The sequence below is a fragment of the Butyricicoccus porcorum genome (genome assembly GCF_002157465.1).
GTDB classification, from domain to species: Bacteria; Bacillota; Clostridia; order Oscillospirales; family Butyricicoccaceae; genus Butyricicoccus_A; species Butyricicoccus_A porcorum.
In genome coordinates this window covers 91,838-117,199 of the sequence record NZ_NHOC01000004.1, presented here as the reverse complement: position 1 = coordinate 117,199, position 25,362 = coordinate 91,838, and the positions used below count along the sequence as shown (strand labels likewise).

Annotated in this window: 31 protein-coding genes; 30 read left to right on the top strand and 1 reads right to left on the bottom strand. The window is 48.9% G+C overall.

What is annotated here, in order from left to right:
• The first annotated feature begins 30 nt into the window (after positions 1–30).
• The 27 genes from CBW42_RS04885 to CBW42_RS04745 all read left to right on the top strand — a co-directional run bounded on the left by CBW42_RS04885 (position 31) and on the right by CBW42_RS04745 (position 20,244).
• Entirely contained in the window at positions 31–543 is a 513-nt protein-coding gene (locus tag CBW42_RS04885; protein ID WP_087018327.1) for a hypothetical protein, read from the top strand.
• A gap of 368 nt (positions 544–911) precedes the next feature.
• Positions 912–1,655: a hypothetical protein gene (locus tag CBW42_RS04875; RefSeq protein WP_087018323.1), complete on the top strand. Its 744-nt coding sequence runs from the start codon at positions 912–914 to the stop codon at positions 1,653–1,655.
• 9 nt (positions 1,656–1,664) lie between these two features.
• Positions 1,665–1,931: a hypothetical protein gene (locus tag CBW42_RS04870; protein ID WP_087018321.1), complete on the top strand. Its 267-nt coding sequence runs from the start codon at positions 1,665–1,667 to the stop codon at positions 1,929–1,931.
• On the top strand, positions 1,894–2,607 hold the full coding sequence (locus CBW42_RS04865) for an ABC transporter ATP-binding protein (RefSeq protein WP_087018319.1): 714 nt from the start codon (positions 1,894–1,896) through the stop codon (positions 2,605–2,607). Before CBW42_RS04870 ends, CBW42_RS04865 begins: the two co-directional genes overlap by 38 nt.
• Positions 2,601–4,202 carry a hypothetical protein gene (locus tag CBW42_RS04860; protein WP_087018317.1) on the top strand — a complete coding sequence of 534 codons (1,602 nt, stop codon included), beginning with the start codon at positions 2,601–2,603 and terminating at the stop codon, positions 4,200–4,202. Before CBW42_RS04865 ends, CBW42_RS04860 begins: the two co-directional genes overlap by 7 nt.
• Before the next feature lie 222 nt (positions 4,203–4,424).
• Positions 4,425–5,126, top strand: coding sequence for a hypothetical protein (locus CBW42_RS04855; protein ID WP_087018315.1), 702 nt, complete (start codon positions 4,425–4,427; stop codon positions 5,124–5,126).
• A gap of 13 nt (positions 5,127–5,139) precedes the next feature.
• Positions 5,140–5,634: a hypothetical protein gene (locus CBW42_RS04850; protein WP_133058261.1), complete on the top strand. Its 495-nt coding sequence runs from the start codon at positions 5,140–5,142 to the stop codon at positions 5,632–5,634.
• A gap of 178 nt (positions 5,635–5,812) precedes the next feature.
• The gene (locus tag CBW42_RS04845) at positions 5,813–6,628 is read left to right on the top strand and encodes an alpha/beta fold hydrolase (RefSeq protein WP_087018311.1); all 816 of its coding nucleotides are present in this window, start codon (positions 5,813–5,815) and stop codon (positions 6,626–6,628) included.
• 18 nt (positions 6,629–6,646) lie between these two features.
• On the top strand, positions 6,647–7,396 hold the full coding sequence (locus CBW42_RS04840) for a CPBP family intramembrane glutamic endopeptidase (RefSeq protein ID WP_087018309.1): 750 nt from the start codon (positions 6,647–6,649) through the stop codon (positions 7,394–7,396).
• A 6-nt stretch (positions 7,397–7,402) separates the two neighbouring features.
• Positions 7,403–7,819 (top strand): hypothetical protein, encoded by a 417-nt coding sequence (locus tag CBW42_RS04835; RefSeq protein ID WP_087018307.1) that lies wholly within the window; start codon positions 7,403–7,405, stop codon positions 7,817–7,819.
• 57 nt (positions 7,820–7,876) lie between these two features.
• Positions 7,877–8,476, top strand: a complete 600-nt coding sequence (locus CBW42_RS04830; protein WP_087018305.1) for a methyltransferase family protein — start codon at positions 7,877–7,879, stop codon at positions 8,474–8,476.
• Between the two features lie 20 nt (positions 8,477–8,496).
• Complete coding sequence (locus CBW42_RS04825; RefSeq protein ID WP_087018303.1) at positions 8,497–8,952, top strand: GNAT family N-acetyltransferase; 456 nt, start codon at positions 8,497–8,499, stop codon at positions 8,950–8,952.
• Between the two features lie 75 nt (positions 8,953–9,027).
• Entirely contained in the window at positions 9,028–9,198 is a 171-nt protein-coding gene (locus CBW42_RS14800; RefSeq protein WP_205703613.1) for a hypothetical protein, read from the top strand.
• Between the two features lie 73 nt (positions 9,199–9,271).
• Positions 9,272–10,606, top strand: coding sequence for an erythromycin esterase family protein (locus tag CBW42_RS04815; protein WP_242969796.1), 1,335 nt, complete (start codon positions 9,272–9,274; stop codon positions 10,604–10,606).
• 10 nt (positions 10,607–10,616) lie between these two features.
• Positions 10,617–10,958: a DUF3795 domain-containing protein gene (locus tag CBW42_RS04810; RefSeq protein ID WP_087018301.1), complete on the top strand. Its 342-nt coding sequence runs from the start codon at positions 10,617–10,619 to the stop codon at positions 10,956–10,958.
• Positions 10,959–11,279: 321 nt separating this feature from the next.
• Positions 11,280–11,594: a hypothetical protein gene (locus CBW42_RS04800; protein ID WP_133058260.1), complete on the top strand. Its 315-nt coding sequence runs from the start codon at positions 11,280–11,282 to the stop codon at positions 11,592–11,594.
• On the top strand, positions 11,569–12,204 hold the full coding sequence (locus CBW42_RS04795) for a hypothetical protein (RefSeq protein ID WP_087018295.1): 636 nt from the start codon (positions 11,569–11,571) through the stop codon (positions 12,202–12,204). The genes CBW42_RS04800 and CBW42_RS04795 overlap by 26 nt, the downstream gene beginning before the upstream one ends.
• Positions 12,205–12,249: 45 nt before the next feature.
• On the top strand, positions 12,250–12,741 hold the full coding sequence (locus CBW42_RS04790; protein ID WP_087018294.1) for a hypothetical protein: 492 nt from the start codon (positions 12,250–12,252) through the stop codon (positions 12,739–12,741).
• A gap of 292 nt (positions 12,742–13,033) precedes the next feature.
• On the top strand, positions 13,034–13,249 hold the full coding sequence (locus tag CBW42_RS04785; RefSeq protein WP_087018291.1) for a helix-turn-helix domain-containing protein: 216 nt from the start codon (positions 13,034–13,036) through the stop codon (positions 13,247–13,249).
• Between the two features lie 30 nt (positions 13,250–13,279).
• Positions 13,280–13,954: a hypothetical protein gene (locus CBW42_RS04780; protein WP_205703612.1), complete on the top strand. Its 675-nt coding sequence runs from the start codon at positions 13,280–13,282 to the stop codon at positions 13,952–13,954.
• A 73-nt stretch (positions 13,955–14,027) separates the two neighbouring features.
• Positions 14,028–14,993: an SHOCT domain-containing protein gene (locus tag CBW42_RS04775; RefSeq protein WP_087018289.1), complete on the top strand. Its 966-nt coding sequence runs from the start codon at positions 14,028–14,030 to the stop codon at positions 14,991–14,993.
• A gap of 139 nt (positions 14,994–15,132) precedes the next feature.
• Positions 15,133–15,447, top strand: a complete 315-nt coding sequence (locus CBW42_RS04770; RefSeq protein ID WP_087018287.1) for a transposase — start codon at positions 15,133–15,135, stop codon at positions 15,445–15,447.
• Positions 15,444–15,785, top strand: a complete 342-nt coding sequence (locus CBW42_RS04765; RefSeq protein ID WP_087018285.1) for a hypothetical protein — start codon at positions 15,444–15,446, stop codon at positions 15,783–15,785. The genes CBW42_RS04770 and CBW42_RS04765 overlap by 4 nt, the downstream gene beginning before the upstream one ends.
• A gap of 232 nt (positions 15,786–16,017) precedes the next feature.
• Complete coding sequence (locus tag CBW42_RS04760) at positions 16,018–17,370, top strand: ATP-binding protein (RefSeq protein ID WP_087018283.1); 1,353 nt, start codon at positions 16,018–16,020, stop codon at positions 17,368–17,370.
• A gap of 385 nt (positions 17,371–17,755) precedes the next feature.
• Positions 17,756–18,052, top strand: a complete 297-nt coding sequence (locus CBW42_RS04755) for a nucleotidyltransferase family protein (RefSeq protein WP_087018281.1) — start codon at positions 17,756–17,758, stop codon at positions 18,050–18,052.
• Complete coding sequence (locus tag CBW42_RS04750) at positions 18,039–18,443, top strand: HI0074 family nucleotidyltransferase substrate-binding subunit (RefSeq protein WP_087018279.1); 405 nt, start codon at positions 18,039–18,041, stop codon at positions 18,441–18,443. The genes CBW42_RS04755 and CBW42_RS04750 overlap by 14 nt, the downstream gene beginning before the upstream one ends.
• A gap of 406 nt (positions 18,444–18,849) precedes the next feature.
• Positions 18,850–20,244 (top strand): hypothetical protein, encoded by a 1,395-nt coding sequence (locus CBW42_RS04745; protein WP_087018277.1) that lies wholly within the window; start codon positions 18,850–18,852, stop codon positions 20,242–20,244.
• Positions 20,245–20,295: 51 nt separating this feature from the next.
• Here the strand turns inward: CBW42_RS04745 and CBW42_RS04740 are convergent, their stop codons facing one another.
• The gene (locus CBW42_RS04740; RefSeq protein ID WP_087018275.1) at positions 20,296–21,147 is read right to left on the bottom strand and encodes a helix-turn-helix domain-containing protein; all 852 of its coding nucleotides are present in this window, start codon (positions 21,145–21,147) and stop codon (positions 20,296–20,298) included.
• 456 nt (positions 21,148–21,603) lie between these two features.
• On the opposite strand from CBW42_RS04740, the gene CBW42_RS04735 reads away from it, so the two are divergent.
• From CBW42_RS04735 to CBW42_RS04725, 3 genes are all read left to right on the top strand, one after another.
• Positions 21,604–22,923 carry a hypothetical protein gene (locus CBW42_RS04735; RefSeq protein WP_087018273.1) on the top strand — a complete coding sequence of 440 codons (1,320 nt, stop codon included), beginning with the start codon at positions 21,604–21,606 and terminating at the stop codon, positions 22,921–22,923.
• 80 nt (positions 22,924–23,003) lie between these two features.
• The gene (locus tag CBW42_RS04730) at positions 23,004–24,167 is read left to right on the top strand and encodes a helix-turn-helix domain-containing protein (protein WP_165761064.1); all 1,164 of its coding nucleotides are present in this window, start codon (positions 23,004–23,006) and stop codon (positions 24,165–24,167) included.
• A gap of 46 nt (positions 24,168–24,213) precedes the next feature.
• Entirely contained in the window at positions 24,214–25,248 is a 1,035-nt protein-coding gene (locus CBW42_RS04725; protein ID WP_087018269.1) for a uroporphyrinogen decarboxylase family protein, read from the top strand.
• The last annotated feature ends 114 nt before the right edge of the window (positions 25,249–25,362 follow it).

Sequence of the window (25,362 nt, the reverse complement as noted above, 5' to 3'; positions counted from 1 at the left end):
CAAAAATTAAGCAGCAGGAGGATACATTATATGAATAAACGCATACGTCAATATATTGGGCTGCTTTCCGCGGTGTTGATGTACTATATCATACACGAAGGCGCGCATCTGATTTATGCGCTGTCTGTCGGAGCGTTTCGCAAGATCAATTTTATGGGGCTTGGTATGCAGATTGGAATATATGAGGAACGAATGAGTGAAACAGGGCTTGGTATTTTTTGCAGTGTCGGTGTTGCGGCGACAATGATAACAGCTTATGTGCTGACATTGACATCAGCTCAAATTTGCAAGGTCAAATCTAAAACCTTCAAAGTCTGTCTGTATTATATTACGATTGCCATGCTGCTGATTGATCCGTTGTATCTGAGCATATTGTGCGGTTTTTTCGGCGGAGGCGATATGAATGGAATTGCACTGTTGTTCCCTGAATGGGCTGTAAGAATCTTTTTTGGAGTAATGTTGGTGATCCATTGCCTGCTGTTTTGGAGAATTGTTTTACCAATGTACAAGAGAGCGTTTATGACAAGAGAGCCTGATGCTTAGACACGGGGCTTGCGGTGTGCGCTGCGTTTTTACAGTGCAGGACACCGAAGGAGGATACATGCAGATATACGACAATGACCTGCGATATAAGCAGATACAGAATAAAATAATGAATATGCCCCAATGGGCAAAAGCGGAGCATATGGAAATGAGCGTCCCGGAAAAAGAGCTTTGGCGTTATAGCGGGGATGTTATGTGCCCTTCACAAAAACACCGAAGGCACAGAGGTGTGCTTCTCACTCTGTCTATGGCACCAGGCAGACTCTTCAGATTTATAAAATAGACACAAATGTCTGCGGAAACGTACTATCCGCGCGGCGACGGTTACGGTAGCATGGGAACAAAACCGAGAAAAGGAGACCACAAAAATGGACGCTTCAGAACAGAAATTGGGAAGCAGACCGCTAAAAGCATGGAAAAGAATCGTGATCGCGCTGGCGGTCGCCGCGGCTATCCTGGCGGCGGTCTTTCTGGCGGGCCGCTATGGGTGGAAGCTGCTTGGCTTCCGAGCCTGTCAGGGCGCGGGAATTGAAGCCGTGGAGGTAAGCGAGGACAAAGTACATATCTCTGGGTTTTATCCCGGCTCTTTTCCCGAGGGGTTCTGCGGCTGCTATAGCGAGGAACGGGACGGGACGATCTATGTGGGATTTCGTTTTAGCGCGGTGTTCGGTTTTTTTGAGACAGGAGATTTTGATGTGACCATCCCCGTCAAGGGCGAAATCAGCGAGGTGGTTCTCAAGACCAGCATGAACGAGTCAACGCTGTGGGAACGGGAGACGGGATTTTTTCCGCAATCGGAGCGATATGGAGTGTATGTAAAGCCGGAGCGGGACGACATATTTTCCGTTTCCATGTCCTATGACGGCTCCAGCCGCGGCGGGCTTCGCGCGGACGGCGGCGCTTGGGAGAGCGGCAAATACATTTTTTTGGACAACGATATTATGATGGCCGCAAAGGATGCGGAAGCGCCTGTCCCCTTTACGATCACCGCAAAAGGTAAGAACGGAACCGTTCTGGCTTCCAGGGAGCTTCATTTTGACGCTGACAAGGAGAAAATGTATCTCACCGTCACCGCCGACGGTCAAATCGTGGAGGACGAGGCGATTATTTGATGGCAGGACATGGAGTTGAAATCAAGAAGGCTATTTCCGATTGCGTGGAATGGCAGCGACAGCAGGGCTGCAAAGGCGCAGGCTTTGTTTATCAGAAAATACGGCAAGGAAAAGCTTTTACACGTCCACGATAAGCTGAATGAGGTTTATGATTTCAAAAAAGCGCAGGAGCTATTGGGAACGGATGCTAAAACAGGACTTAAAATATTAGAAAATGAAAATGATGGAGGAGAAAACCATGCTGAACATCGAACATCTGACAAAGGCCTACGGTGAGAAGAAAGCCGTGGACAATCTAAGCTTACACATCGCCCCCGGCGAGATTTACGGCTTTATCGGCCACAACGGGGCGGGAAAGACCACAACATTAAAATCCGTGGTGGGCATTTTGCAGTTTGACGCAGGAGAAATCACCATTGACGGGATATCCATCAAGGAAAATCCCTTGGAATGCAAACGGCGCTTTGCCTACATCCCTGACAATCCCGACCTGTACGACTACATGACGGGCATCAAGTACCTGAATTTCATCGCCGACATTTTCGGCGTAGGCGCAAATGAGCGGCAGGCGCGCATCCGCAAATACGCCGACGACTTTGAACTCACCGCCGATTTGGCGCAGCCCATCGCCGCCTACTCCCACGGCATGAAGCAGAAGCTGGCCATCATCGCCGCCTGGCTCCATGAGCCGAAGCTCATCCTCATGGATGAACCCTTCGTGGGGCTGGACCCGAAAGCGTCCCACTTGCTGAAAGAAATGATGCGGGAGGTGTGCGACGAGGGCGGGGCCATCTTCTTCTCCACCCATGTACTTGAGGTGGCGGAAAAGCTGTGCGATAAAGTTGCCATCATCAAGGGAGGCAGGCTCATCCGCTCCGGCGCCATGGAGGAGGTCAAGGGGGACGAGTCTCTGGAGGACGTGTTCCTGGAGTTGGAGGGAGAAGTATGCTGAAGGTCTTGGTAAAAAAGGAGCTGGCGGAAATATTCCGCAGCTATTTCTATAACGCGAAAAAGAACAAGGCCCGCTCCAAGGGGGCCACGGCGGCCTATTTTGTCCTCTTTGCCCTTCTGATGGCGGGTGTCCTGGGTGGGATGTTCGCGATGCTGGCCAAGACCCTCTGCGCTCCTCTCCACGCTGCCGGTGTGGGCTGGCTCTACTTTGCCATGATGGGGATGATCGCCGTTTTGCTGGGGGCTTTCGGCAGCGTGTTCACCACCTACTCCACGCTGTACCTGGCCAAGGACAACGATTTACTGCTGTCTTTGCCCATTCCGGTGAGTGTGCTGATGGCCTCCCGGATGACCACGGTTTACCTCATGGGCCTTCTGTATTCCGGCGTGGTGATCCTTCCGGCGATACTTGTCTACTGGGTAGAGGCGGCATTCGGCTTGCAAACCGTGCTGGGCTCGCTGCTGCTTACCGCGCTGATCTCCGTTTTTGTCATGACGGTCTCCTGCGCCCTGGGCTGGGTGGTGGCCAAGATCAGCCTGAAGCTAAAGCGCAAGAGCCTCATTACCGTCATCGTCTCTCTGGCGTTTTTCGCCGTGTACTACTTCGCGGTGTTCAAGGCCCAGACCCTGATCAGCGAGCTGCTATCCAACGCAGAGGCTTTTGGCGAGGCCGTCAAGGGCGCCGCCTATCCCCTCTACCTGTTCGGCCAAGTGGGCGTGGGCGACCCCATCCCGTGTCTGGTTATTTCTCTGGTTGTGGCGGCACTGTTCGCCCTGATGTGGGCGCTCATCTCCCGCAGCTTTTTGAAGCTGGTCACCTCCACCGGGAAATCGGAACGGAAGGTCTATAAGGAAACCGCCGTCAGGCAGAAAAGCGTCTCCTCCGCCCTGCTGGGGAAAGAATTTTCCCGGTTTCTCGCCAACCCCAACTATATGCTCAACTGCGGCCTGGGCATCCTGATGCTGCCCGTCTGCGGCATCCTGCTGCTGTGGAAGGGTGGGGCGTTCCTCACGGTCATGAACGAGGTGTTCGGCGAAAAGCCGGGCAGCGTTCCGGTGCTGCTGTGCACCATGGGGTGCATGATCGCCTCCATGAACGATATGGCAGTTCCCTCCGTGTCACTGGAGGGTAAATCCCTGTGGCTTATGCAGTCTCTGCCGGTAAAGCCCTGGCAGGCGCTTCGGGCAAAGCTTTCCGTGCAGCTGTTGCTCACCGGCGTCCCCATGCTGTTTTGCCTATTGTGTCTTGCGATGGTCTGCCCCTTTGCCCCGCTGGATGTCGCGCTTGCGGCGGTTCAGACGCTGTCCTTTGTGCTGCTCTCGGCGCTGTTCGGGCTGTTTATGGGGCTGAAGATGCCCAATCTCAACTGGACGCAGGAGATCACGGTCATCAAGCAGAGCATGGGAGTGATGATCGCCATGTTCGGCGGCTGGGCCTACACCATCCTCTTTTGCGTGGGCTTTCTGCTGCTCCCCGGCTGGAAGCTGGGCTTTGCAGGATACATGGGAGCGTTCATCGGGCTGAACCTTGTTCTCTGCGGGGTGCTGTATCTGTGGCTGAAGAAGCGGGGCTGCGGGGTGTTTGCGGCATTGTAAATGGGGTGGCATTTGCTATGAAACATCCAAAACGAAATATTGCGGGAAGCAGGCCGTTAATAGCATGGAAAAGAATCGTGAGAGCGAAGCGCGGAGCAATCCGTGGACTTATACAATGTGGTGGTGCCTGCGCCAGCAGGCATGGGAGTTTAGCTGCTGTTCCTTCGGAACGCTTCACGAGAATACAAACAAGATAGAAACCGAATCAGGGAGGAAGCTGTCATGCTGACAAAAGAACGGAAGAAACAACTGGATACAGATTTGTGGATCATCGCCGGTGTGTCCCTTCTGGTTCTTGTCATCTATACCGTTTTCGGCAGGGAGATCGACAACATCGCCGCCGACACCGCGATCCCGATTGTGCTGCGGGTTTTGTTCATGGGCGGCATCTTTCAGTTCGGCATTGCCGGACTGGGAATCACCATCGTGGCCATTGTCAGAAAGGAACGATTTTCAGATCACGGCCTTACCCGTAAGCATTTGCTGAGCGCCATTGCGCTGAGCGCACTGTGCTGCGTACCGGATCTCCTGTATAACCTCTTTGCGGGAAATGTGCATACATGGCTTCCCTTTTCCGCTGTGCAAACGACGGCGGAGGCGATTGAGAGCGGTTTCCCGGAGAACGTTCTTGCCATGCTGCTCACCGCGCTTTTCTGGGGCTTTTTTGAGGGCTTCAATTATGTGGTGATTTCCGATAAAATCGGCGAGCGCTATCCGTCCAAAAACAGGCTGTGGGATTGGGGCGCTTTCGTCTGCGCGGCCATGTGTATTCTGATACACGGGGTCGTGGGTGTGACGCCGGACGCGGTGGCGGAGATGCTGTGTACTCTCTTTTTGATCTATGGAATGTTGATCGTCCGAAAAGCCACCGGAAACGCTTGGGGATGTATTCTGATCTTCGTGTTTTATTGGAACGCGCTATAGGAGATACGAAACAGTGAATTGGACGATTTATGGGATGGAATGTGTTGGGGCGCTGATCCTGTTTACCTGCCTGATCATGATCCCGCTGTGCAGAAATCCAGTTTGGTGGATCCACGATTATCCCAAGGACATTCAGGAAAAATATTTTGAAACCCATGAGCGCATTCCCACCGAGGTGCTCAGTGCCTCGGTGTTCTTGAAAAAGGGCTTTGCAGTGTTGCTGGCTTTATCCATTCTGACGGCATTGGCGCTTGCGGCAGGAGCGACGGATTTCAAGACCGGCTTCCTGTACGCATACGGTCTATGGCTGCTGGTGGACTGGTACGACTGCTTTTTCCTGGACTGGGTGCTGTTTGCCAACGTCAAGCGCATCCGTTTGCCGGGAACGGAGCACATGGACAAGGCGTATCACCAGAAGAAGTATCATGTAGTGCGCTCGGTGATCGGCATGGCGCTTGGTCTCGTTCCCTGCTTGCTGTGCGCCCTGATTGTGGCGGTGCTGGGATAGAGAACGAACAGGGCTTTCTGTTTGTCGGATGAGATTGGAGAAATAGCTCCGGTCACGCCGCCTCGTAGTCCTTAGACTTTGACCGGATGAGCCGGGGACATTCGTTAAGGAATATGGCAATCAAGCAATACGTGTTTTGGGCATATAACCGCAACTGGGATCGACAAGGAGAAGAAGCATGAACGAGAGAACATATTCGACACCATTGGGCAAAATCCATTATTGGGTGCATCTGATTTCACCGGACGCAATAACGTTGGTGTTCCTGCCCGGTCTGACGGCGGATCACCGGTTGTTTGACAAACAAATCGTGTATTTTGAAGGGAAATACAATGTCCTTGTGTGGGACGCCCCCGGCCACGCCGCCTCCTGGCCCTTTGCCTTTGACTTCGATTTGATGGACAAGGCAAGGTGGCTGGACGGAATTCTGGAGCAGGAGGGGATCACAAAACCCGTTATCGTGGGGCAGTCTATGGGCGGCTATGTGGGACAGGCGTATGCGCAAATTTACCACGAAAAGCTGAAGGGCTTTGTGTCCATCGACTCCGCGCCGCTGCAACGAAAGTATATGACAAAGCCGGAGCTTTGGCTGCTGAAACGAATGGAGCCAGTCTATCGCCACTATCCGTGGAAGGCCCTCTTAGAGTCCGGGACAAAGGGCGTCGCCCTGTCGGAATACGGAAGGAACCTGATGCGGGACATGATGCTGGTGTATGACGGCGACCAGGAGCGCTACGCAAAGCTTTCCGGCTACGGCTACCGAATCCTTGCCGAGGCGGTGGAGCGGGATTTGCCGTATGAAATCAAATGCCCCGCCCTGCTCATCTGCGGCGAACAGGACAAGGCGGGGTCTTGCGTTAGATACAACAAGGCGTGGCATAAGGACACCGGAATTCCCCTGGAATGGATCAAAGATGCTGGGCACAACTCCAACACCGACCAGCCGGAAATCGTAAACCGGCTGATTGAACGGCTGGCGGAGGGAATGCGGTGACGGCAAAGAGAGGATAAAATGGAACGGAAAGACGGAATCGTACTGAAAACCGCCGGGGCAATGCTTGTGCTGCTGCTGTTCTTTTTCGCGCAAGGAGCAATCGTGGTGATCACAGGAATAGAGGGCATTCGCTCCGCGCTGATCAGGGGCGCTGTGATCTGGGGGCTTGTAATTATCACATTGGCGAATTCCATCATCCGATACAAAGGAATCTCAAAGCTGGGATTTCGAAGTGCGGAAAAAGGGGCGGCAAAGAGAATGCTCTATTTTTCGCCGCTTTTGCTCATTGCCCTTTCCCCTTTTGCGGCGGGAATAAACTTTAACGGCGGTGCGGCATTGATTTTAGCAAACTTGTTTTTGACGCTTGGAATCGGTATGGCGGAGGAAATTTTCTTTCGGGGCATCATCTGCGGCCTGTGGCTGGGGCGCGGCGTGGGAAAGGCGATGATGCTTTCCTCCGTCCTTTTCGGGTTCAGCCATATTCTGAATCTGGCAGGCGGCGCGGACTTTGTGGAGACGATCCTTCAGATCTGCTTCGCCCTGGTCTACGGAATGATATTTGCCCTGATATTCGCGGAAAGCGGCAGTCTTCTCCCCTGCGTATTGCTCCACGCTCTGCATGACTTCTGCGCCTTTATCAGCGGAGAGGGGTCCGCGCAGTTTGAGATAATTCTGGGCGCGGTACAGTTTATCGTATTGCTGGTCTATTTCCTCTATCTGTTCCGAATAATTGCTCGCAAAAGGGAACCGGCTATGAAAGGCAGGTGAAAACCGATGAAAAAGTATCAGGTCATGTACTACGCGGGAGCTGCGATCAGCCTGCTGGTGGGGCTGTGGCACTTTACCGTGCCGTGGATGTTTGGCTGGGCTTCCTATATCCCCTATGAGACATTGGTGGTTCCAATCAATTATGTAAACCTATGCTTTTCCTTTTTGCTGTCGGGGCTAAGCCTTACTGTCATTCTGTGGGGCAAAAAGGTGTTTGCTCAGAACCCGGAGGCGTTCTATCTCTACGGCTTTTTGCTGGCCCTTTGGATTTTCCGGGTGGTTGTGGCGGTGATTTATCCCTGCCCGCCGGAATCAAATGTGTGGATGTCCTACGGGCAGCTGGGCGGTTCTATTCTGGTATGTCTTCTGCTGCTTGTACCGTTTATCCGAGTGGCCTGCACAAGGAAGAATCAAAAAAAGTAACAGGTCGCCTTGCGTTTTGCTCATGGCTAAAACAAGATTCATTTGAGGAGTTGCATTATGAAATATCCGATGGAAGAACTTCTCCCTTATCCCCTGCTTGCCCTTTTTGTGCTGGCGGTGTTTTATGGCATTTATTTTGCCAAGATGTTGGCGCAGAAGCGCCGCGGCATCCGGACGCGGCAAATCGGACAGCGAAAAGAAACGTCCATTCACACGGTGGAACTGCTGATGAGCATGGCCACGCTGGGAGTTGTGATCGTGCAGCTTGTGTCCATAGCGTTCGGCTGGAGCTGCCTTGCGGCAAACGCACGCTTTACCGGCTTTGTCACCGGGATGCTCGGTGACTTGACCTTTCTCCTTTCCGTTCTCAGTATGAAGGATAGCTGGAGGGTGGGCATCCCGGATTGGGATCGCACAGAGCTGGTCACATCCGGCATCTATCAGTTCAGCCGCAATCCGGCCTTTCTCGGCTTTGACCTCATGTATATCGGTGTGATACTAATGTACTGTAACTTGCTGACCGTGCCGCTTACGGTGTTTGCCATTGTGATGCTGCATTTACAGATTTTGCAGGAGGAACGGTATCTGGAGGAAACATTCGGCACGCCGTACCGGGAATATAAGCGGCATACATTCCGCTATCTTGGGCGGCGATAAAGGAGAAAGACAGGAGTTACATGATGGAATTTAGAGAAATCGATCGTTCAAACTACTGGGATTGCATATCTCTAACTGTCGATGACAGTCAAAAATGGTTTGTCGCGGACAACAAGTGGTCATTGGTTGAAGCCGCTTACGAAGATGGATTATATACTTTAGGCGTCTATCACGGAGATACGATGGTGGGGTTTATCTTATATGATTTTGATGATACCATTCCCGGATGGTCTATGAGTCGTTTTATGATCGGAAAGCAGTATCAGGGGAAAGGGTATGGCAAACAGGCGGTCGTGGCTTTTCTGGACTATTTTAAGAAAAAGCACAACGCCGAGAAGTTGTATATCAGCGTGTCTTTGGATAACGCGGTCGTGCGCGGGATGTACGCTGATATTGGTTTTGAAGAGATCAAAGAGGTTGCGTACTTGTTTCCCGGAAGACAATTCCGGGAAATGCAGATGGTAAAGAAATTGTAAGAAAGGGTGAATTCATGCATGATGAATATTGCGAAAATATATCACGATGAAAGATTTTTTTCGGAGGAATGATGGATGCGGCTTGATATTGAGAAAGTAAGGTTAAGCAGCCAAGACATAAAACGCATCATGTACACCTGTGTAAACGAGAATGCAATTCTGTTTTATGAAAAAATCGGAATGAAAAAGTCAAATAATGTGATGGTGTATAACCATATTGATTGGACAGATTTTGTTGTAGAGTAAAGGCAACACCTCACAAAGCCGTCAGGCGGTCTTTGCGCAGTGGTGTCTTAAAAGAAAAAGGGAGTGAAAATTTATGCGTGACTTTATGATGGCGGCGGTGCCGCTGGTGGTGGCCGGGATCGCTTTGGCGGTGTTCTTCGCCGGACGGGCAGAAAAGAAAAAGAAGGGCCGGGTGTTCCGTACCGTTTTCCTGTGCATTTTCATCACGGTGCTTCTTTTGGCTGAGGTATTTACATATTTCGGCGGATTTGGAACCGGTGAAAGTGCGGACCCGGAAGAATTTGCAAAATACGCAGAGACTGTCCAAAGCCTGACAATTCCGGAAGGGGTAAGGGTAGTCGCACTGGGAGAGGCATCTCATGGCAACAGCGAATTCCAGCAGTTAAAGCTGGATGTGTTTCAACTGCTGGTAGAAAACGAAGGCGTAAAAGCATTCGCACTGGAAGGCGATTTCGGCGGATGTGAGATGGTAAACCGATATATTCACGGCGGCACCGGCACTGCCGAGGAAGCGGCGGCAAACATCGGATTTGCGATTTACCGTACAGATGAAATGGCTGCGCTCATTTCCTATATGCGAGAATACAATGAGAAAGCTCCGAAAGGGGAGGATCTTCGATTCTACGGGTTTGATATGCAAAGAGGTCTGTACACCTATCAGCTTCTTCTGGAAGAATGCGAAAAACTGAGGGTATCCGCTGCCAAGATCGAACCTCTGGTGACCGGTGAAGACTGGAATCCGGAGTACGATTACCCACAGAGACAAGCGCATTTCGAGCAGATCAAAGCGCTTTTAGCGGCAAAAGAGGAAAGCGACCTTGGCGTACATCTGGCGGAAATGCTGATTCAAAATTGTCAGTTGAATTCTGGCGAAGGCACCAGCGCGGAGTATATCTCGCTGAGGGATTCATTTATGAAAGAGAATACGCTGTGGATCCTGGAGCAGGAGGAAAAGCTCGGGAGAGAATGTATTTTTGTTTCCGGTCATAATGGGCATGTTGAAAAGGTTACAGGCTACGAGAACATGGGTGGCCTTTTGTATGAGGAACTGGAAGACGATTACTATGTGATCGGGACGGATTTCTACAAGACGACCTGTAATTTGCCCCGCGGCAGAAACGGAAACCGGACCAATCAGACCTTCTATTCCTATGACCCTCTCGCAAAAGCGGCTAAGAGAGCAGGGTTTAACATCTGCTGGCTGGATTTCTCGAAAATACCGGAGGATTCTTCCCTGAAGCAATATACCGCAGATTATATTTATAATGGGTCCCTTGGAGAGGGGTACAACCTCATCATAAGGACGATCCCAATGTCATACAGGGTATTTGAAAATCCGGAAATGGCTTATGACAGTATGCTTTATGTTTCGGAAGGAACACCGACAAGAATTAAGCAAGCAAAGTGAGAAAAATACCATGAAAAATTTGATTGCCTGCTGCGGGCTGGACTGCGAAACCTGCGATGCCCGCGTCGCTACGCTGAACAATGACAACGCACTCCGGGAAAAGACCGCAAAGCTCTGGAGCGGGCTGAACGAGGTTCCCATCACCCCTGATATGATCAACTGCCTGGGCTGCCGCACGGAGGGAGTCAAGACACCGTTTTGCGACAAACTGTGCCCCATCCGCCAGTGCGTTTTGAAAAAGGGCCTTGCCACCTGCGGCGACTGCCCGGACAGGGGCGGCTGCCCCACGGTGGGTGCGGTCTGGAACAGCAATTCGGAGGCAAAGTCACGGCTGCTTGAGCGTGACCGGTGATGATAGACAAGCGAAAGCGAGATAACCTTGAATATTTTGACCGTGCGCGATAGAAGGCAGAGAAATCGGAAGGAGAAAATGAAATGAAAAAAATACTGAATAAACTTTTCATCATAGCAAGTTTAGGTTTGATCGTAGCGGGTGCAATCTTTCTGTGCGTCAGCATTTTTGACGGAAATGAGACCGCGACACCATTGACAATCGCAGTAGTGAGTATATTGCTGTCAAACCTTTTTAATGTGATTCGGATGAATATGGATAAGAAATAGCAACTTGATCATGTTCAATCAAACCAAATCTGAACCCGGAAAGGAAACCATTATGAAACAGCAAAAATTTTTCGTTATCGTTATAACCGTCTGTGCCCTCTTGCTATCTCTGGCCGGGTGCGCGTCCAGCTCCGCCTTTGACGGCAGCAGCGCAAAGAACGCGGATTCCTACCACTTGGATGTCAAAACCATGAACGGCACGGATACCCACACCCTGGAGCTGAAGCAGGGTGATACGCTCAAAATTTTATTCGAGACGGTGAAAGGGTCGCTGGAGATGAAGATCACGTCACCGGACGGAACATCGCTCTATCAGGGAGACGGAGCCGTCGAATTCCGCTGTGGAAGAAGAAAGCCTTCCCGCTGAGGCTCCCACCAGGGAAACGACGGACACCTCCGTTTCCATCGCGCCGCCGGTGCAGGAGCAAAATAATCCGGATGCCGTGACAGCGGACGATCTGGTCGGCCCGTGGCATCTGGTGGAAGATGAAAAAGACAATGCCACCGCTATGGAGGCGATCCCCGGCGCTATGGAATTTGGCAGCAGCATGGAGATCACAAGCGATGGCCATATCTCATGGTACATCGGCGCGGACGGCGGTATCGGTACTTATTCACTGAGCGGAAACATCCTCTCCGCCGATATGACCAATGATTTTGAAGGAAGCTCCATGAAAATGGAATTTACGGCGGAGAAAACAGACGGCGTACTTTTCCTGTATACGGAATACAAGGGCCTTTTGCTGTGCTGGTCCCAGGGAGAGGGCGAGACGGGAAAAGACGGAGAAGATACGGGTGAAGCAGCTCATCCGGGAGCGGATGTGGTGGAGCTTGTGAATCTCCGTGGCGACACGACAACAGTATATAAATTGGCGGACGGCACCTATATGGATCGTATTGAACGCCGTTTTGCCTATAACGGTACGGATACCTGGATAGACGAGGACGGAGTTGAGTGGAATGAGGTTGTAAAATGAAAGAATAGAGAAAAGCAGATAAACTTGGATTGTAGGAGAAAAATCATGAAAATCACTTGGGACAGGCTCCCCTATGCGGTCTCGGTACTGGCGCTGTTCTACGGCGTTTACCTTATTTTGTTCCGGCACCGCTTTCCTTTGGCTTTTCACTTCTCCCTTCCTTTTGGATTGGAAAAGCGATGGCAGGGGGAAATCTTCTTTGTCTGCTGCTGTCCATTGCGGCAGGAGGCTGTTGGATCACGGTTTTGTGGGTTAGAGCTTTTAAGCTTTGCGAGTGAGAGAAAACGCGAAAAAACTCCTATTGTCGATGTCCTTTGGTTTATGCCGATGCAGTACAGCACGAAAACAGAGGTCGCTGAAATTTTATCTGATTATCAAAAATCTGCTAACAAGACTCGGCGGATGGTTACACTGCATAGACCTGACTTGTTCCCTCATACATACCCATTGGATTTATTCCCGTGTACTGTGGACATTCAAGCCATTGTCTCGTGGCATGTTGAGAGCGTGGTTCTGTTGACTAAAGTACATAATTGATAGTGTGAAAATGCTTGAAATATAAGGCTTTTCCGAGGATTTGGAAGTAAATCCAGATCCTCGGATTTTTTGCGTTTTGGGAGCTGCAAAGAGGCAGATTTTTATAGTTGAATAGACAGAAGTATTGATTTGGGGTTGGGTAGACAAAAATATTGATTTTAGCTGTCCGTATTTTGGCACACGTCTTATGGTATTTATTTAATTGGTGGTGCGGAATTTACGCTCAAATCAATTTACTTTTTGCGTTAAATATGCTATAATAACGCTATATAAATGGATAGGGAGGTCACTCATGAGTATAAGCAGTGAGATTAAAGATATTAGAAGAAAATGTCTGTTGAATCAAACGGAGTTCGCTGATGCGATTGGTGTCTCTTTTTCAACAGTAAATCGTTGGGAAAATGAAAAGGCAATTCCGAATTATCAGGCATTAAAGAAAATCAAAGATTTTTGTGAAAAGAACGATACTTCCTTTGAAGTAGATTCAAAGGTATGGGAGGAAAAATAATGAAAGAATCTTGAATCACTGTTAAAGGAAATGAAGATTGAAGTAAGTCGATTCTCAAGTAGCTGGAACGTACTTCTTCCAATCATCTATTTCATGTACTACAACCCTGATTACAAAGATAATACAGTAGGCATAAAGGCTTATTTGGTTCGTGCCGTACTGTTTACTTATTTCCAATCAGGTACAACAAGTAAACTGCAACAAATGAAGAGTAACATCAATGAGTATGATTATGAAATCACTGTTGATATGTTAGATCAGATGAATGACCTTCGTGTTACAGACAGTAAGATTGAGGATATTCTGAATGCAGAAATGGGTAGCCGTGTTGCAGGAGAGGCATTGTACTATTTGAGCCTGGATTGGATTAATAAGAACTTTAAATACGAACAAGACCATCTTCATCCGGCAGACCGTTTCGATGGCAGCAAGCCAATTACGGTATCAATGGAAGACTGGAGAAGATGGCGTGGAAATAGAAATAGACTTGCTAACCTTCAGTTGCTTGAAGGAAGAAGCAATGGAAGCAAAAACGATATGCCATTAATTGATTATTACAATGACATGAATGATGATCAGAAGAAGATTTTCTGTGAGCAGGCATTAATCCCAGATGGTGTCTCATTGGAACTTGATAAATTTGATGAGTTCTATGAGAAGAGAAAAGCAATCTTAACATCAAAGCTTAGGGCATTGCTTGGTTAAAAATTCGCAAAATTTACAAGGACTGTTATGGCAATAGTATTTGCTACCAAATAGCTAAAGGGAGGACAATAAAATGGCAAAACAAAAATACGCATTGAATCCTGGAGAAAAGATTGTATATAAGACATCTTGTGTTCGTCATGGATTTTGGGGTGCATACACGCACGCATTAACAATAACAAATCAAAGTGTAATACTAGAAAAATATGGTATGCTTAATAACTTTAAAGGGATTGAAAGATATAACTATTCAGATATTACACAAGCAATCAAAGGCGAGGCTTCAAATGGAGAAGACCAGTTAGAGTTATATATCAACGGAAATGTTGAAGATTTTGCATTACAGTCTGGTGATGATAATGAATTACAAGTATTGATTATGGCTATTAATGACCAAATGGGTGCAGATGCCGAATATTACGATTTTAATTATTATCAAAGCATTGTAACTGAAACTAAGGATACTGATAGAATTTTGGAACTTAGAGCAAAAGTACAAGATGAAATGCCAACATCGGGTGAATCTGGTTTAGAATTTGCAGGATCTGTTGCCAAAAACTTGATTAAATCTGGGAATTTCACACCGATGGGTGTTACAAAAGCTGTTACCAAGGCAGCTGGAAAGCAAAAGAAAAAGAGCCTTTTTTCAGGTGTGATGGACGAATTTTTGGATGATATTGGTATTAGAGATATTCAGGACGAGTTTACTGAAATGGGAAATGAATTTAGAGAAGAATTTGGTTTGAAAACTAAAATGACTCATGCAGAAAGAAAGGAACTTGAAGAGTTAGAAGAAAAAAGAAGAAAACAGGAAATTCAGCAACAGAAGAACTCTACGATTCAAAATAGAGTAAATCAGCAAAAGGCTATGATTGACGCAAAGAAGGCTGGCCCAACCATAAAGCAAGCTGAGGAGACTTCGAAAATGTCTGTCAAAGAACAAATGGATTTGCTGCAACAAATTAAAAGTTTATTAGATGCGGGTGTATTGACTCAGGAAGAGTTTGATAAGAAAAAACAAGAAATCTTGAATAGTTAATTCGGGGAAAGCATCAAATCATACAAAAAAAGCAAATATCGGAGGATGACTATGGAATATACACCAATAGAAAAAGATGTTCTTGCAATGATGCAAAGAACAGATTTTAAGAATATATCAAAAGGTGATGTGATATGATATGGAATATAAAGTACAAGCGGTTAAACTGGCGTTGGAAATTGGTACAACAAAGGCAGCCAGAGAACTTGGTATTCCAGCAAACACCCTGCATACATGGATGCGTCAGTACCGTCTGGGCAATCTGACGCTGGGAGCCGGCACACAGACACCACAAAGAGCCATGACTCTGAGTGAGGAAATTCAGCTGCTTCGCAAACAGGTGAAAGAGCAGAACAAGGAAATCAAACGGCTCAGAGAAGAAAATGAATTTCTGGAGGAAGCCAGCGCTTTTTTCGCCGCGAGCCGTCGGAGGTCTGCAAGAACGAAAGAATGAAATTCATTGCCTTGAAAACCAATGTAAAAAAGATCGTATTAACAGCCATCGGGCTGATTGGCGGCGGATATGCCATATATAAGGGCATCAATAAAGAACCATCTAAATACAGCTTGGAATGGATAAAAGGATTATCTGATGACCAATGGGCGACGGAATGCGAAATCGTACAAAATCAATTTCGAAATCCAGAATTAGATACTGCATTTCGAGAGAATTGTCATCGGATTTTAGGCCTATTCGACAAGGTAAAGAGTGCGAGAGATTGGGCAGGTAAAACACCGCAAGGTCCAGTTTACCATCGTGAACATGGATTGGGGTTGTATAAACCAGATTAATCAAAATCTCATATCCAATTCAGTAAGGACAGGATTCCGCTTCTTCGTGAAATCCTGTCCTTGTTTTTCGATTTTACATCTCCAATTCACATACATAAATAAAAGTGTGATTCACACACCGCAAAACCTATATAATTTTGTGATTGGAGTTGTATTTTCCGAGATTTCCGCATATAATAAAAATGTGATTGAGAAACACTAAAACTCCAATAAAAATGTGAGGAGTGAGTTTATGGAACGATTCATTTTGAAAAAGCTGCTGGACTGGAAGAATTTTCCCTACCGTAAGCCTTTGATTTTAAAAGGTGTTCGTCAGGTGGGCAAGACCTGGATTCTGAAAGAGTTCGGCAAGCGTTACTATGAAAATACTGCTTACTTCAACTTCGATGAGAACGAGGAATACAAACAGTTCTTCGAAACCACCAAGGACGTTGATCGCATCCTGCAGAACCTGATGCTGGCCAGCGGTCAGAAGATCATGCCGGAAAAGACCCTTATCATCTTTGACGAGGTGCAGGATTGCCCCAAGGTCATCAACTCCATGAAGTATTTCTGCGAAAACGCTCCGCAGTATCACATTGCCTGCGCCGGTTCTCTGCTGGGCATTGCTCTGGCAAAGCCATCTTCTTTCCCTGTAGGCAAGGTCAACTTCATGCAGATTGACCCTATGACCTTCTCAGAATTCCTGATTGCCAATGGTGATGAAAACCTTGCCACATATCTGGAAAGTGTGGACACCATTGAACCGATCCCCGATGCGTTCTTCAATCCTCTGTACGAGAAATTGAAGATGTACTATGTCACCGGTGGTATGCCTGAACCCGTTCTGATGTGGACGGAAGCCCGTGATGTTTCCGCTATGCAGGAAGCCTTGTCCGGCATTATCGGTGCCTATGAGCGTGACTTTGCAAAGCATCCCAACATCAGTCAGTTCCCGAAGATTTCTATGATCTGGAAGTCTGTTCCATCTCAGCTGGCAAGAGAGAACAAGAAGTTCATCTACAAGGTTGTAAAGGAGGGTGCAAGAGCCCGTGAATACGAGGATGCTCTGCAGTGGCTGGTAGATGCCCGACTGGTTCATAAAATCTACCGCAGCTCCGCTCCTGGCCTTCCTGTGGCAGCTTACGATGACCTATCCGCCTTTAAGATTTATCTGGTGGACGTGGGTCTGCTCCGCCGTCTGGCGCAGTTGGCTCCTACAGCCTTCGGAGAGGGCAACCGCCTATTCACCGAGTTCAAGGGCGCACTGACCGAGAACTATGTGCTGCAAACTTTGATTACGCAGTTTGAGGTGGTCCCACGCTACTGGACACAGAGCAATCCTCCGTACGAGGTAGACTTCCTGATTCAGCGGGAAAATGATATTTTCCCTGTTGAGGTCAAATCCGAAGCCAATACGTCCAGCAAGAGCCTCAAAAAGTTTAAGGAGTTATTCCCAGATAAGGTAAAACTCCGTGTACGCTTCTCGCTTGATAACCTGAAGCTGGATGATGATGTGCTGAATATTCCGCTGTTTATGGCAGATCAGGCAGATCGGTTGATTGGACTGGCGTTGAAAAAGCAGGGACAACAACCAGTATCTTGAGTAAATCATTTTTCTGCGAAAAGGCAGACGTATGGATTCTTATAGTGCAGATGATATCCTGGCTGTTGTGCTTTGGGCAAATGCGCTTCCCCGTAAGATTTTGGGCTATCGGACACCAGAAGGAGCTTTTGAAGCCGAGATGAATGCAATATATGCCGCATAGTCATCAATCTGACCTTGACATCAGCCGAGGTCAGATTGGTGACCCTCTAACACAGAAAATGCTCAACTTGTTATTGCAATTTGGGGTTTTCTAAAATTTTAAAATCGACAAATCAAAATTGACAATTCAGGAGAGTTTGGATAAACTGGAGGTATGAAAGAAGCATAGATGCAGAAGTACTTTGAGTAACGTGCTTTACTGCATTTGAGTGGAGGTATACACATGCTCCCCAACACAGGAATCAAACCGCAAGTACAGACCGAAATCTGTCAGCTTGCCGAAAAATATCATCTGAACCGAGTCATTCTGTTCGGGTCCCGCGCACGGGGGGACTACTGGAGAGCCAGCGACATCGACCTTGCGGTTTCCGGCGGCGATATCACGCGGTTTTCGCTGGATGTAGAGGAGGAAACATCTACGTTATTGACTTATGATGTTGTCAACCTGGACGAGACGGTATCTCCGGAGCTGCTGGCGCGCATTCAGAAGGAAGGTTTGGTTTTATATGAAAAAGTTTGAACATTACTGCTCGAATCTGAATGTCCTGTCCCGCGCAGGACAGGAGGATTTGACCAATGAATTTATTATCGGCGGAATTATTGATAAATTCCATATTCAGTTTGAGCTTGGCTGGAAGGTACTCAAAGAGCTTCTGAAATACGAAGGCAGACAGGAAGGCAATACCGGCTCACCCAGAGAGATTTTGAAAGCGGCATATTCCATCTATGGATTTTTGGATGAAGAAATCTGGCTCTCTATGCTCAAAAGCCGCAACAGCATGACGAACATCTATGACGGCATAGAAGCGCAAAAGCTGGTGCATGTCATTCTGGACAGCTATATTCCGGAATTTATCCGACTGAGGGATAACCTGCAAAAGCGATATCCCTCTTTGGTGGAAACACTCTGAAATGGAAGTTTAAGAAATGGCAGGAAGAATGCGAACAGCAGAGGAAGAAGCGCAGAACCAAAAATCAGCCCGGAAAGCATGATTCCGAGGCTGATTCTGTGGTAAATTATTATGAGGGTGTACGTATTGTAATGCTCTATCTCAGGAAAAAGTTATCTTTGCGGCATCTTCATTTGCCCGGAGACGGAAAAAAGGGGAATGTCACCCAACGTAGCGTTCTTTAGGGTGGCACCTCCATGAAAGACGGTTTCAAACGAAACCGTCTTTTTTGCTGCGCAAAAACAAGACGCAAAAAATAGAAAAAGAACATAAAAACTTGTTATTCTCTTGGCCAGCGATTATAATAAAAGTATCGTAATTTACATACTTTTACAGCATTTGACATGCAAAGGGAGATTGTTTTATTTTGAAATTAAAACGGGGAAAAAACGGACGCGCGTACCGTGTTTTGCTGCTGTGCGGAATATGCCTGCTGCTTCTGCGCGTGCCGGCAGGCGCGCAGCGAATGGGCTCTGTCGACGTTAATGGTTCAGAAGTCGCATATCAGGCGCAATATGATGCGTATACCGAGGCGGCCTCGCAGGACGGTGCCGTGGTCTGCAAGTTGAGCGTGGAAAATCCGACAGCGGGGAAAAACGGTGCAGTAGCTCGCATTGTCATGCCAGACGGTAAAAACACATATCTGTACATGGATGAGGGCTCACTCGCGGTTATGCAGTTTGACGGTTCGGAATATAAAAAGTTCAAAGAAGAATATGAGCTGAAAAAGAACACGACCTATACGCTTTGCGTCTTTCAGGATGGACTGGTATTTCTGGACGGCGTGAACTGCTACAAATACAGCGGTGACTTTTACGGTTTTACTGATGTTGCTGCGGGCTGGAGCGATCAGTCCAATGTCTTTTCTGTTTTACTGGAAAAGAGCAATGCAGTGGAACCGGATACAGAAGACGGGGAAAAAACGGACACCACAGAGGAGAAATCCGAGCAGGAGACAAAAGCCAGTCCGTCAGCTTCCTTTCCGTCAGTCTGGATCATTCTGGTAATGCTGCTCGCTGTGACCAGCAATTTGGTAGCGCTGGCGGCGTTGCGCACTTCAAACATCGCATTGCGTGCGGTCCGACCGAACCGGCCGAATACGCCCCGACACACTGTGGCATCTTCTGTACAGCGAAAAGAACCGCAGAAGGTGGTGCGGCAACATCGTCCGGCTCCTCAGCCGGTGAAGCAACAGAAAAAACAGTCGGCACCGCAGAGCAGGTCGGCGCGACCTGCGGCAAAGCCGCAAGAACAGACGACAGCAAAGAAGCGTCCCACACCGGAGCTGTTCGATCAGGAAAACGTCATGCAGACGGACGCAGAGCAGACACCTGAACCAAAGACTGCTGCGCGCAAGCAATATACGCTCGCGCAACCGTTCGACCTGTATCGGAATCCGTATTGGCGCGCGAATCCGGCGCAGTTTGTGCCGTACCGGTTTGGTAGCTTTGACCGGGGATATTGTACTTTTGAACGGGGCAGAAATCTTTCCCATGACCTGTTTGTCCTGCTGGACAGGAATTGCATCTGGCTCAATCCGATTCGGTTTCATCCGCGTGCGCAGGGACAGGGCGTACCGATCAGTATGGCGGAATATTCGGAGCTCTCGATGGTATTTGATTTCTGCCATGTCGGCACGGGCGTGCGGGAAATTGCGCTGTCTGTCGATGTGGAGATGGTTAATTTCCGTCCGGCACGCATCAGAAAAAACTCTGATGATGTCTGGGAGCTGGATCAGCGCGGTATTATTGTATTTGAATAACAGCAAAACAGTATGGAAAAGCCCGCAGCATCTGCTGCGGGCTTTGTGTCGTTATCCAAGCGGCATATCGCGGAATTTGCGCGGAGAAATGCCAATTTTTTCGGTAAAGGCTCCGGTGAAGCTGGTTTCCGTGCCATAGCCGACCTCTGCCGCGATGGCCTTGATCGGCAAATCAGTGGTTTTGAGCAGATACTTTGCACGATCCATCCGGCATCGGATGACATATTCATGCGGCGAATAGTGCAGCTCGGCACGGAACAGGCGGATCAGATGAGATGGGCTGAGATGCACCTCTGCTGCGAGTCGCTTCAGGCTCAGATCGCCGCTCAAATGGTTGTGGATATATTGTACAGCCTGCTGTGTCGGTGTATGTTCCGACAGGCTGCCTGTGTCGCGGTTGCCCGGCATGAGGTAACAGAGGGCGCTGTAGATCAGGCGGGACTGCTCGGCGTCGCTGATGATCTGTTCTGTTGTGAACTGGCGCAGCAGCGCACGTATCTGTATGGCTGCATTTTTTGTATTCGGCATGTGAAACAATGGACTGCCATGCACGCGTGTCAGATGGGAGCACAGCTCGAGGCTGTTTGCCCCGGCAAAATGCATCCAGTAAAACTCTGCATAGGGGTCAGCAGTATAGCGCTGCGGATCTGCACAGTCAATCAGGACCATATCGCCTTCTCCGGCGGAAAATTCCTTTTCGTGGTAGCTGAATTGCATGGAACCCTTTTCCACTAGAATCAGCAGCAGGCTGTCGTAGTATTGGCGGTCGATGATATACTGATCGTCACAGTAATAGTGTCCGCACAGGCTGGTATAGTAAAACAGATTGCTGATATGGGAATCAATTGTATTGAAAAAGAATTCGGAACCGGATAATACGCCGGCTTCGTTTTGGCGCAGCATAGAAATTCCTCCTATGTCATATTAAACCAATATTTTAACACGCAGAAATGCAGTGCGCAATAGGAAAGAGAAGGAAATACCTTTGAAAAATTATCATTTTTTTCTACGGAAAAAACCTATGTTTTTGAAGGGATTGCCGGGGAAAAAGAAAAATGCGCATTTTTCGCAGGCTTTTTCTGTAAAATGAATACAGCATCCAGAAAAAACAAAGATAATACCTATATTTTAGGCAACTAGCACAATGGAATTGGACAATTTTATGATTGTCAAACTGCACAATTCAAAATTTTGGAGTATCTTGCACTGGTTGAAAAGGAAAATTTTCTGTGATAAGATACAGCCATGGAACACAAAAGCTGTTTGAAATGAGAAACAGATGAAAAAAACTTCCCAAAATGAACCATCGATTGACAGGGATAGACGATTTGGAGAAATGAGTTGAAAGGAGTCCGTTTTATGAGATTCGACCAGTGCACCAACGGCAATATTTTTATGCATGGCTGGACAAAAGAACAGGCAGTCATGAGTGAGCACGACAAGGCAATCCTTCAGGAGCTGGCAAAGAAAATGCGTTCCTATGCGGAAAAACCGGAGCAGGAAGAGCTGATGCAGCTGTGGCGTGACCACAATGACCTCAAGGAAACCCGTCCGCTCATCTATCTTGACCTTGAGAATGGCTGGAACGAGCTGCTGCCGCAGGAATTTACCTGTGAATGCGAAGGTGAGATGGCGCAGGAATGGGAGATGTGGTTGCACAAAGAGATCATCTACGCGGAGAAGGTCAAGTGTGACAAGCCGATTGAGGCAAAGTTCTACATCCCCTATCAGGCACATGACACCAAGTGGGGCGTTGACAAAAAGATCATTGGCGATTTCTATGGCGGCGAGGCATATACCTGGGAGAGCCCGATTACAGAGGATATGATGGAGGATGACTTTGATGTTGCCGGGCTCATCCAGATTCCGCAGATCACGATCGACTGGGAGGCAACGGATGCCTTCACCGAGATTGCACATGATGTATTCGATGGCATTCTGGAAGTCGAACGCCGCCAGTGGTGGTGGTGGGGCCTCGAACTGACGCACCCATATGTTGATCTGCGCGGCTTTGAGAGCATGCTGATGGACTTTTATGATTACCCCGAAAAGATGCATGAAATTCTCGGCCGATTCACTGAGGGCTATCTGGCAAAGATTGATTTTCTGGAACAGAACAAGCTGTTTACCGCCAATACAGGCAACTGCTATGTCGGTTCCGGCGGACTGGGTATTTCGGGCAGCCTGAATCCGAAGGCAGAGGTTCCGACGAGCGCAATGGATATCTGGGGCTTCCACGAAAGTCAGGAGACCGGTGAGGTTTCCCCGGAGATGTTTGCAGAATTTGTCCTGCCGTATCAGATCAAGCTGGCGGAGCGTTTTGGCTTGAACTATTATGGCTGCTGTGAGGGTCTTGACCGCCGTTGGGAATATGTCAAGCAGATTCCGCGCCTGCGCCGCGTATCGGTTTCCCAGTGGGCAGATATCCCGAAGATGAGCGAAATGCTCGGCAGTGATTATGTCTTCTGCCACAAGGTAAGCCCGACGGATATCGCCGTTCCGGAAATTGATGAAGACCACATCCGCACCCGCCTGCATCAGGTGCTCATCGACTGCAAGCGCTGCGGCAACCATGTCGAATTGATTATGAAGGACAACCATACCATTGCCAATACGCCGAGAAATGTCTATCGTTGGGTCGAGATTGCACGTGAGGAAGTGGCAAAGGTTTACGGCTGAGTCCACCGTTATATGATAGAAAAGGAAGACGGCAGACCACGCAGATGCATGGAGCCGGACTGTGCGAGGAAGTGATCTGGATGGAATTTCAACAGCAGGCATTGCAGGTGTGTGAGAATATCCGCATTCTAACCGGCGTCTGTTGCACGCTGCTGGACATGCAGGCAAAGCACTCCTGTAAATCGTCGTTCCGGCAAAGCTGTATGCTGGAAAACGGGAGCTGCCGTGCAGACGCAGTGCACAGTGCTGGCTGTGCCGAGGCATGGCGCTGGGATGGGCGGTACATGTACCGCTGTCCGTGCGGATATCTGTTTCTGGCGGTATCGGTCCGGCAGCTGCATCAGGCGGAATATGGATTGATTGCCGGACCGTTTCTTCTCTCGGACAGCGGCACGCCGGAGGCGGCACAGGCAGCAGGACAGATCCCATGCCTGACAACAGAACAAGCGCGTGCACTGGGAGAAACCGTACAGGCAGTCTGCAGCTCTCTTGTCGGCGGCAAACAGCTGCCGGTCAGCGATTCAGATGTGCAGCAGAAAGCATTGCACACGATGTATTCCATGACACGGCATGAGGAGCGCATTCGCTATCCGATTGAAGATGAGCGTCGCTTGCAGCAGCTGATTCGTTCCGGAGAGAAAAAGGAAGCACAGCAGCTGCTCAATGATCTGCTGCTGGAGCTGTATCTCGCGGGCGGAAATGATCTGCTGATGCTCAAGCTGCGCATCCGCGATCTGATTACGCTGATGTCGCGTGCTGCGACGGACAGCGGCGCGGATGTTGCAGAGGTGTTCGCGCTGTGTGACCGCAGTGTGGTTGAAATCGAGCGCATGCGCGATTTCGATTCCCTGGATGCCTGGCTTGGCGCGATGCTGCACCACTTTTTCGATCTGGTGTTTGACTTTCATGATGTCAAGCATCAGACAATCATCCGGCAGATCTCGGCTTATATTCAGGAGCATTTGTCCGAGAAGCTGACGCTGGAACAGGTTGCAGGCGAGGTACATCTGTCCAAATCGTATCTGTGCCGCATTCTGAAAGAGGAACTGGGCTGCACCTTTACGGAATACACCAACCGCCTGCGCATCGAGCGCAGCAAAACCTATCTGCACCGCAGTTCCATGCCGCTTTCGGAAATTGCCTGCGCGGTCGGATTTGATGACCAGAGCTATTTTACCCGTATTTTTAAACGTGTTGTGGGCATGCCGCCCGGAAAATACCGTGCAAACAACCTGAGTGCATGACCATACGGAATGCGTATTTTGCATATCGATAAGGAGAGACTTTACTATGAAAATGAATATGGAACAGTGGACAAAGGAGCTGCTGGAGGCTCCGGTCAAGAAGGCAATCCCGGTGCTGTCCTTTCCATCCATCCAGCTGCTGGATATCACGGTACGCGACCTGATTTCTGACAGTGTGCTTCAGGCGAAGGGCATGAAGGCAGTGGCAGACCGCACGCCGAAGGCGGGCGGTTCGGTCAGCCTGATGGATCTGTCTGTCGAAGCAGAGTGCTTTGGCGCACCGATTCGTGTCGCAGATGATGAGGTGCCGACAGTTGTCGGCTCAGTTCTCGATACGGAAATCGATGAGGATGAGCGCATGGCACAGGCCGAAGCCATGGAGGTTCCGGAAATCGGTGCAGGCCGCACGCAGATTTACATCGATGCGATTGCAAAGGCAGTTGATGAAATCACCGATCGACCGGTATTTGCGGGCGTAATCGGTCCGTTCTCGCTGGCAGGCCGCCTGATGGATGTCACCTCTTCCATGATTTATTGCTATGACGAGCCGGATATGGTTCATATCGTGCTCGAGAAGGCGACGGAATTCATTATCAACTACATCAATGCGTATAAGGCAGTGGGTGCAAACGGTGTCGTCATGGCGGAGCCGCTCGCAGGTCTGCTCTCTCCGATGCTGGCGCAGGAATTTTCCGGCGACTACTGCAAGAAGATTGTAGAAGCTGTGCGCGATGAGAATTTTGCATTCATTTATCATAACTGTGGCAATACCGCGAATGTGACACTGGACTCTATCCTGTCCTGTGGCGCAAACGCATATCATTTCGGCAACGCCGTTGACATGGCGGAAATTCTGTCCAAGGTTCCGGCGGATACCATCTGCATGGGCAATGTTGATCCGGCAGGCGAATTCCGCAATGGTACGCCGGAGTCTGTCCGCAAGGCAACGCTGGATGTCATGGAGAAGTGCTGCTCCCATCCGAATTTTGTCATTTCCTCCGGCTGCGATATTCCGCCGCTTTCCAGCTGGGACAACATTGATGCGTTCTTTGCAGCAGTGGACGAATACTACGCAGGATAACAAAAGTATCGTTGCATACATCAAAGGGTACGCCGCTTCAGCGTACCCTTTTTTGGATAGAATCGGTTCAATCCGGCGTTTGAGACAATCATTTTGTTCAAAGTACAAGTGGGT

Coding starts and splice junctions, on each gene's coding strand:
- CBW42_RS04885 (WP_087018327.1), top strand. CDS start 31: ATGAATAAACGCATACGTCAATATATTGGGCTGCTTTCCGCGGTGTTG.
- CBW42_RS04875 (WP_087018323.1), top strand. CDS start 912: ATGGACGCTTCAGAACAGAAATTGGGAAGCAGACCGCTAAAAGCATGG.
- CBW42_RS04870 (WP_087018321.1), top strand. CDS start 1,665: ATGGAGTTGAAATCAAGAAGGCTATTTCCGATTGCGTGGAATGGCAGC.
- CBW42_RS04865 (WP_087018319.1), top strand. CDS start 1,894: ATGCTGAACATCGAACATCTGACAAAGGCCTACGGTGAGAAGAAAGCC.
- CBW42_RS04860 (WP_087018317.1), top strand. CDS start 2,601: ATGCTGAAGGTCTTGGTAAAAAAGGAGCTGGCGGAAATATTCCGCAGC.
- CBW42_RS04855 (WP_087018315.1), top strand. CDS start 4,425: ATGCTGACAAAAGAACGGAAGAAACAACTGGATACAGATTTGTGGATC.
- CBW42_RS04845 (WP_087018311.1), top strand. CDS start 5,813: ATGAACGAGAGAACATATTCGACACCATTGGGCAAAATCCATTATTGG.
- CBW42_RS04840 (WP_087018309.1), top strand. CDS start 6,647: ATGGAACGGAAAGACGGAATCGTACTGAAAACCGCCGGGGCAATGCTT.
- CBW42_RS04835 (WP_087018307.1), top strand. CDS start 7,403: ATGAAAAAGTATCAGGTCATGTACTACGCGGGAGCTGCGATCAGCCTG.
- CBW42_RS04830 (WP_087018305.1), top strand. CDS start 7,877: ATGAAATATCCGATGGAAGAACTTCTCCCTTATCCCCTGCTTGCCCTT.
- CBW42_RS04825 (WP_087018303.1), top strand. CDS start 8,497: ATGATGGAATTTAGAGAAATCGATCGTTCAAACTACTGGGATTGCATA.
- CBW42_RS14800 (WP_205703613.1), top strand. CDS start 9,028: ATGCGGCTTGATATTGAGAAAGTAAGGTTAAGCAGCCAAGACATAAAA.
- CBW42_RS04815 (WP_242969796.1), top strand. CDS start 9,272: ATGCGTGACTTTATGATGGCGGCGGTGCCGCTGGTGGTGGCCGGGATC.
- CBW42_RS04810 (WP_087018301.1), top strand. CDS start 10,617: ATGAAAAATTTGATTGCCTGCTGCGGGCTGGACTGCGAAACCTGCGAT.
- CBW42_RS04800 (WP_133058260.1), top strand. CDS start 11,280: ATGAAACAGCAAAAATTTTTCGTTATCGTTATAACCGTCTGTGCCCTC.
- CBW42_RS04790 (WP_087018294.1), top strand. CDS start 12,250: ATGAAAATCACTTGGGACAGGCTCCCCTATGCGGTCTCGGTACTGGCG.
- CBW42_RS04785 (WP_087018291.1), top strand. CDS start 13,034: ATGAGTATAAGCAGTGAGATTAAAGATATTAGAAGAAAATGTCTGTTG.
- CBW42_RS04780 (WP_205703612.1), top strand. CDS start 13,280: ATGAAGATTGAAGTAAGTCGATTCTCAAGTAGCTGGAACGTACTTCTT.
- CBW42_RS04775 (WP_087018289.1), top strand. CDS start 14,028: ATGGCAAAACAAAAATACGCATTGAATCCTGGAGAAAAGATTGTATAT.
- CBW42_RS04770 (WP_087018287.1), top strand. CDS start 15,133: ATGGAATATAAAGTACAAGCGGTTAAACTGGCGTTGGAAATTGGTACA.
- CBW42_RS04765 (WP_087018285.1), top strand. CDS start 15,444: ATGAAATTCATTGCCTTGAAAACCAATGTAAAAAAGATCGTATTAACA.
- CBW42_RS04760 (WP_087018283.1), top strand. CDS start 16,018: ATGGAACGATTCATTTTGAAAAAGCTGCTGGACTGGAAGAATTTTCCC.
- CBW42_RS04755 (WP_087018281.1), top strand. CDS start 17,756: ATGCTCCCCAACACAGGAATCAAACCGCAAGTACAGACCGAAATCTGT.
- CBW42_RS04750 (WP_087018279.1), top strand. CDS start 18,039: ATGAAAAAGTTTGAACATTACTGCTCGAATCTGAATGTCCTGTCCCGC.
- CBW42_RS04740 (WP_087018275.1), bottom strand. CDS start 21,147: ATGCTGCGCCAAAACGAAGCCGGCGTATTATCCGGTTCCGAATTCTTT.
- CBW42_RS04735 (WP_087018273.1), top strand. CDS start 21,604: ATGAGATTCGACCAGTGCACCAACGGCAATATTTTTATGCATGGCTGG.
- CBW42_RS04730 (WP_165761064.1), top strand. CDS start 23,004: ATGGAATTTCAACAGCAGGCATTGCAGGTGTGTGAGAATATCCGCATT.
- CBW42_RS04725 (WP_087018269.1), top strand. CDS start 24,214: ATGAAAATGAATATGGAACAGTGGACAAAGGAGCTGCTGGAGGCTCCG.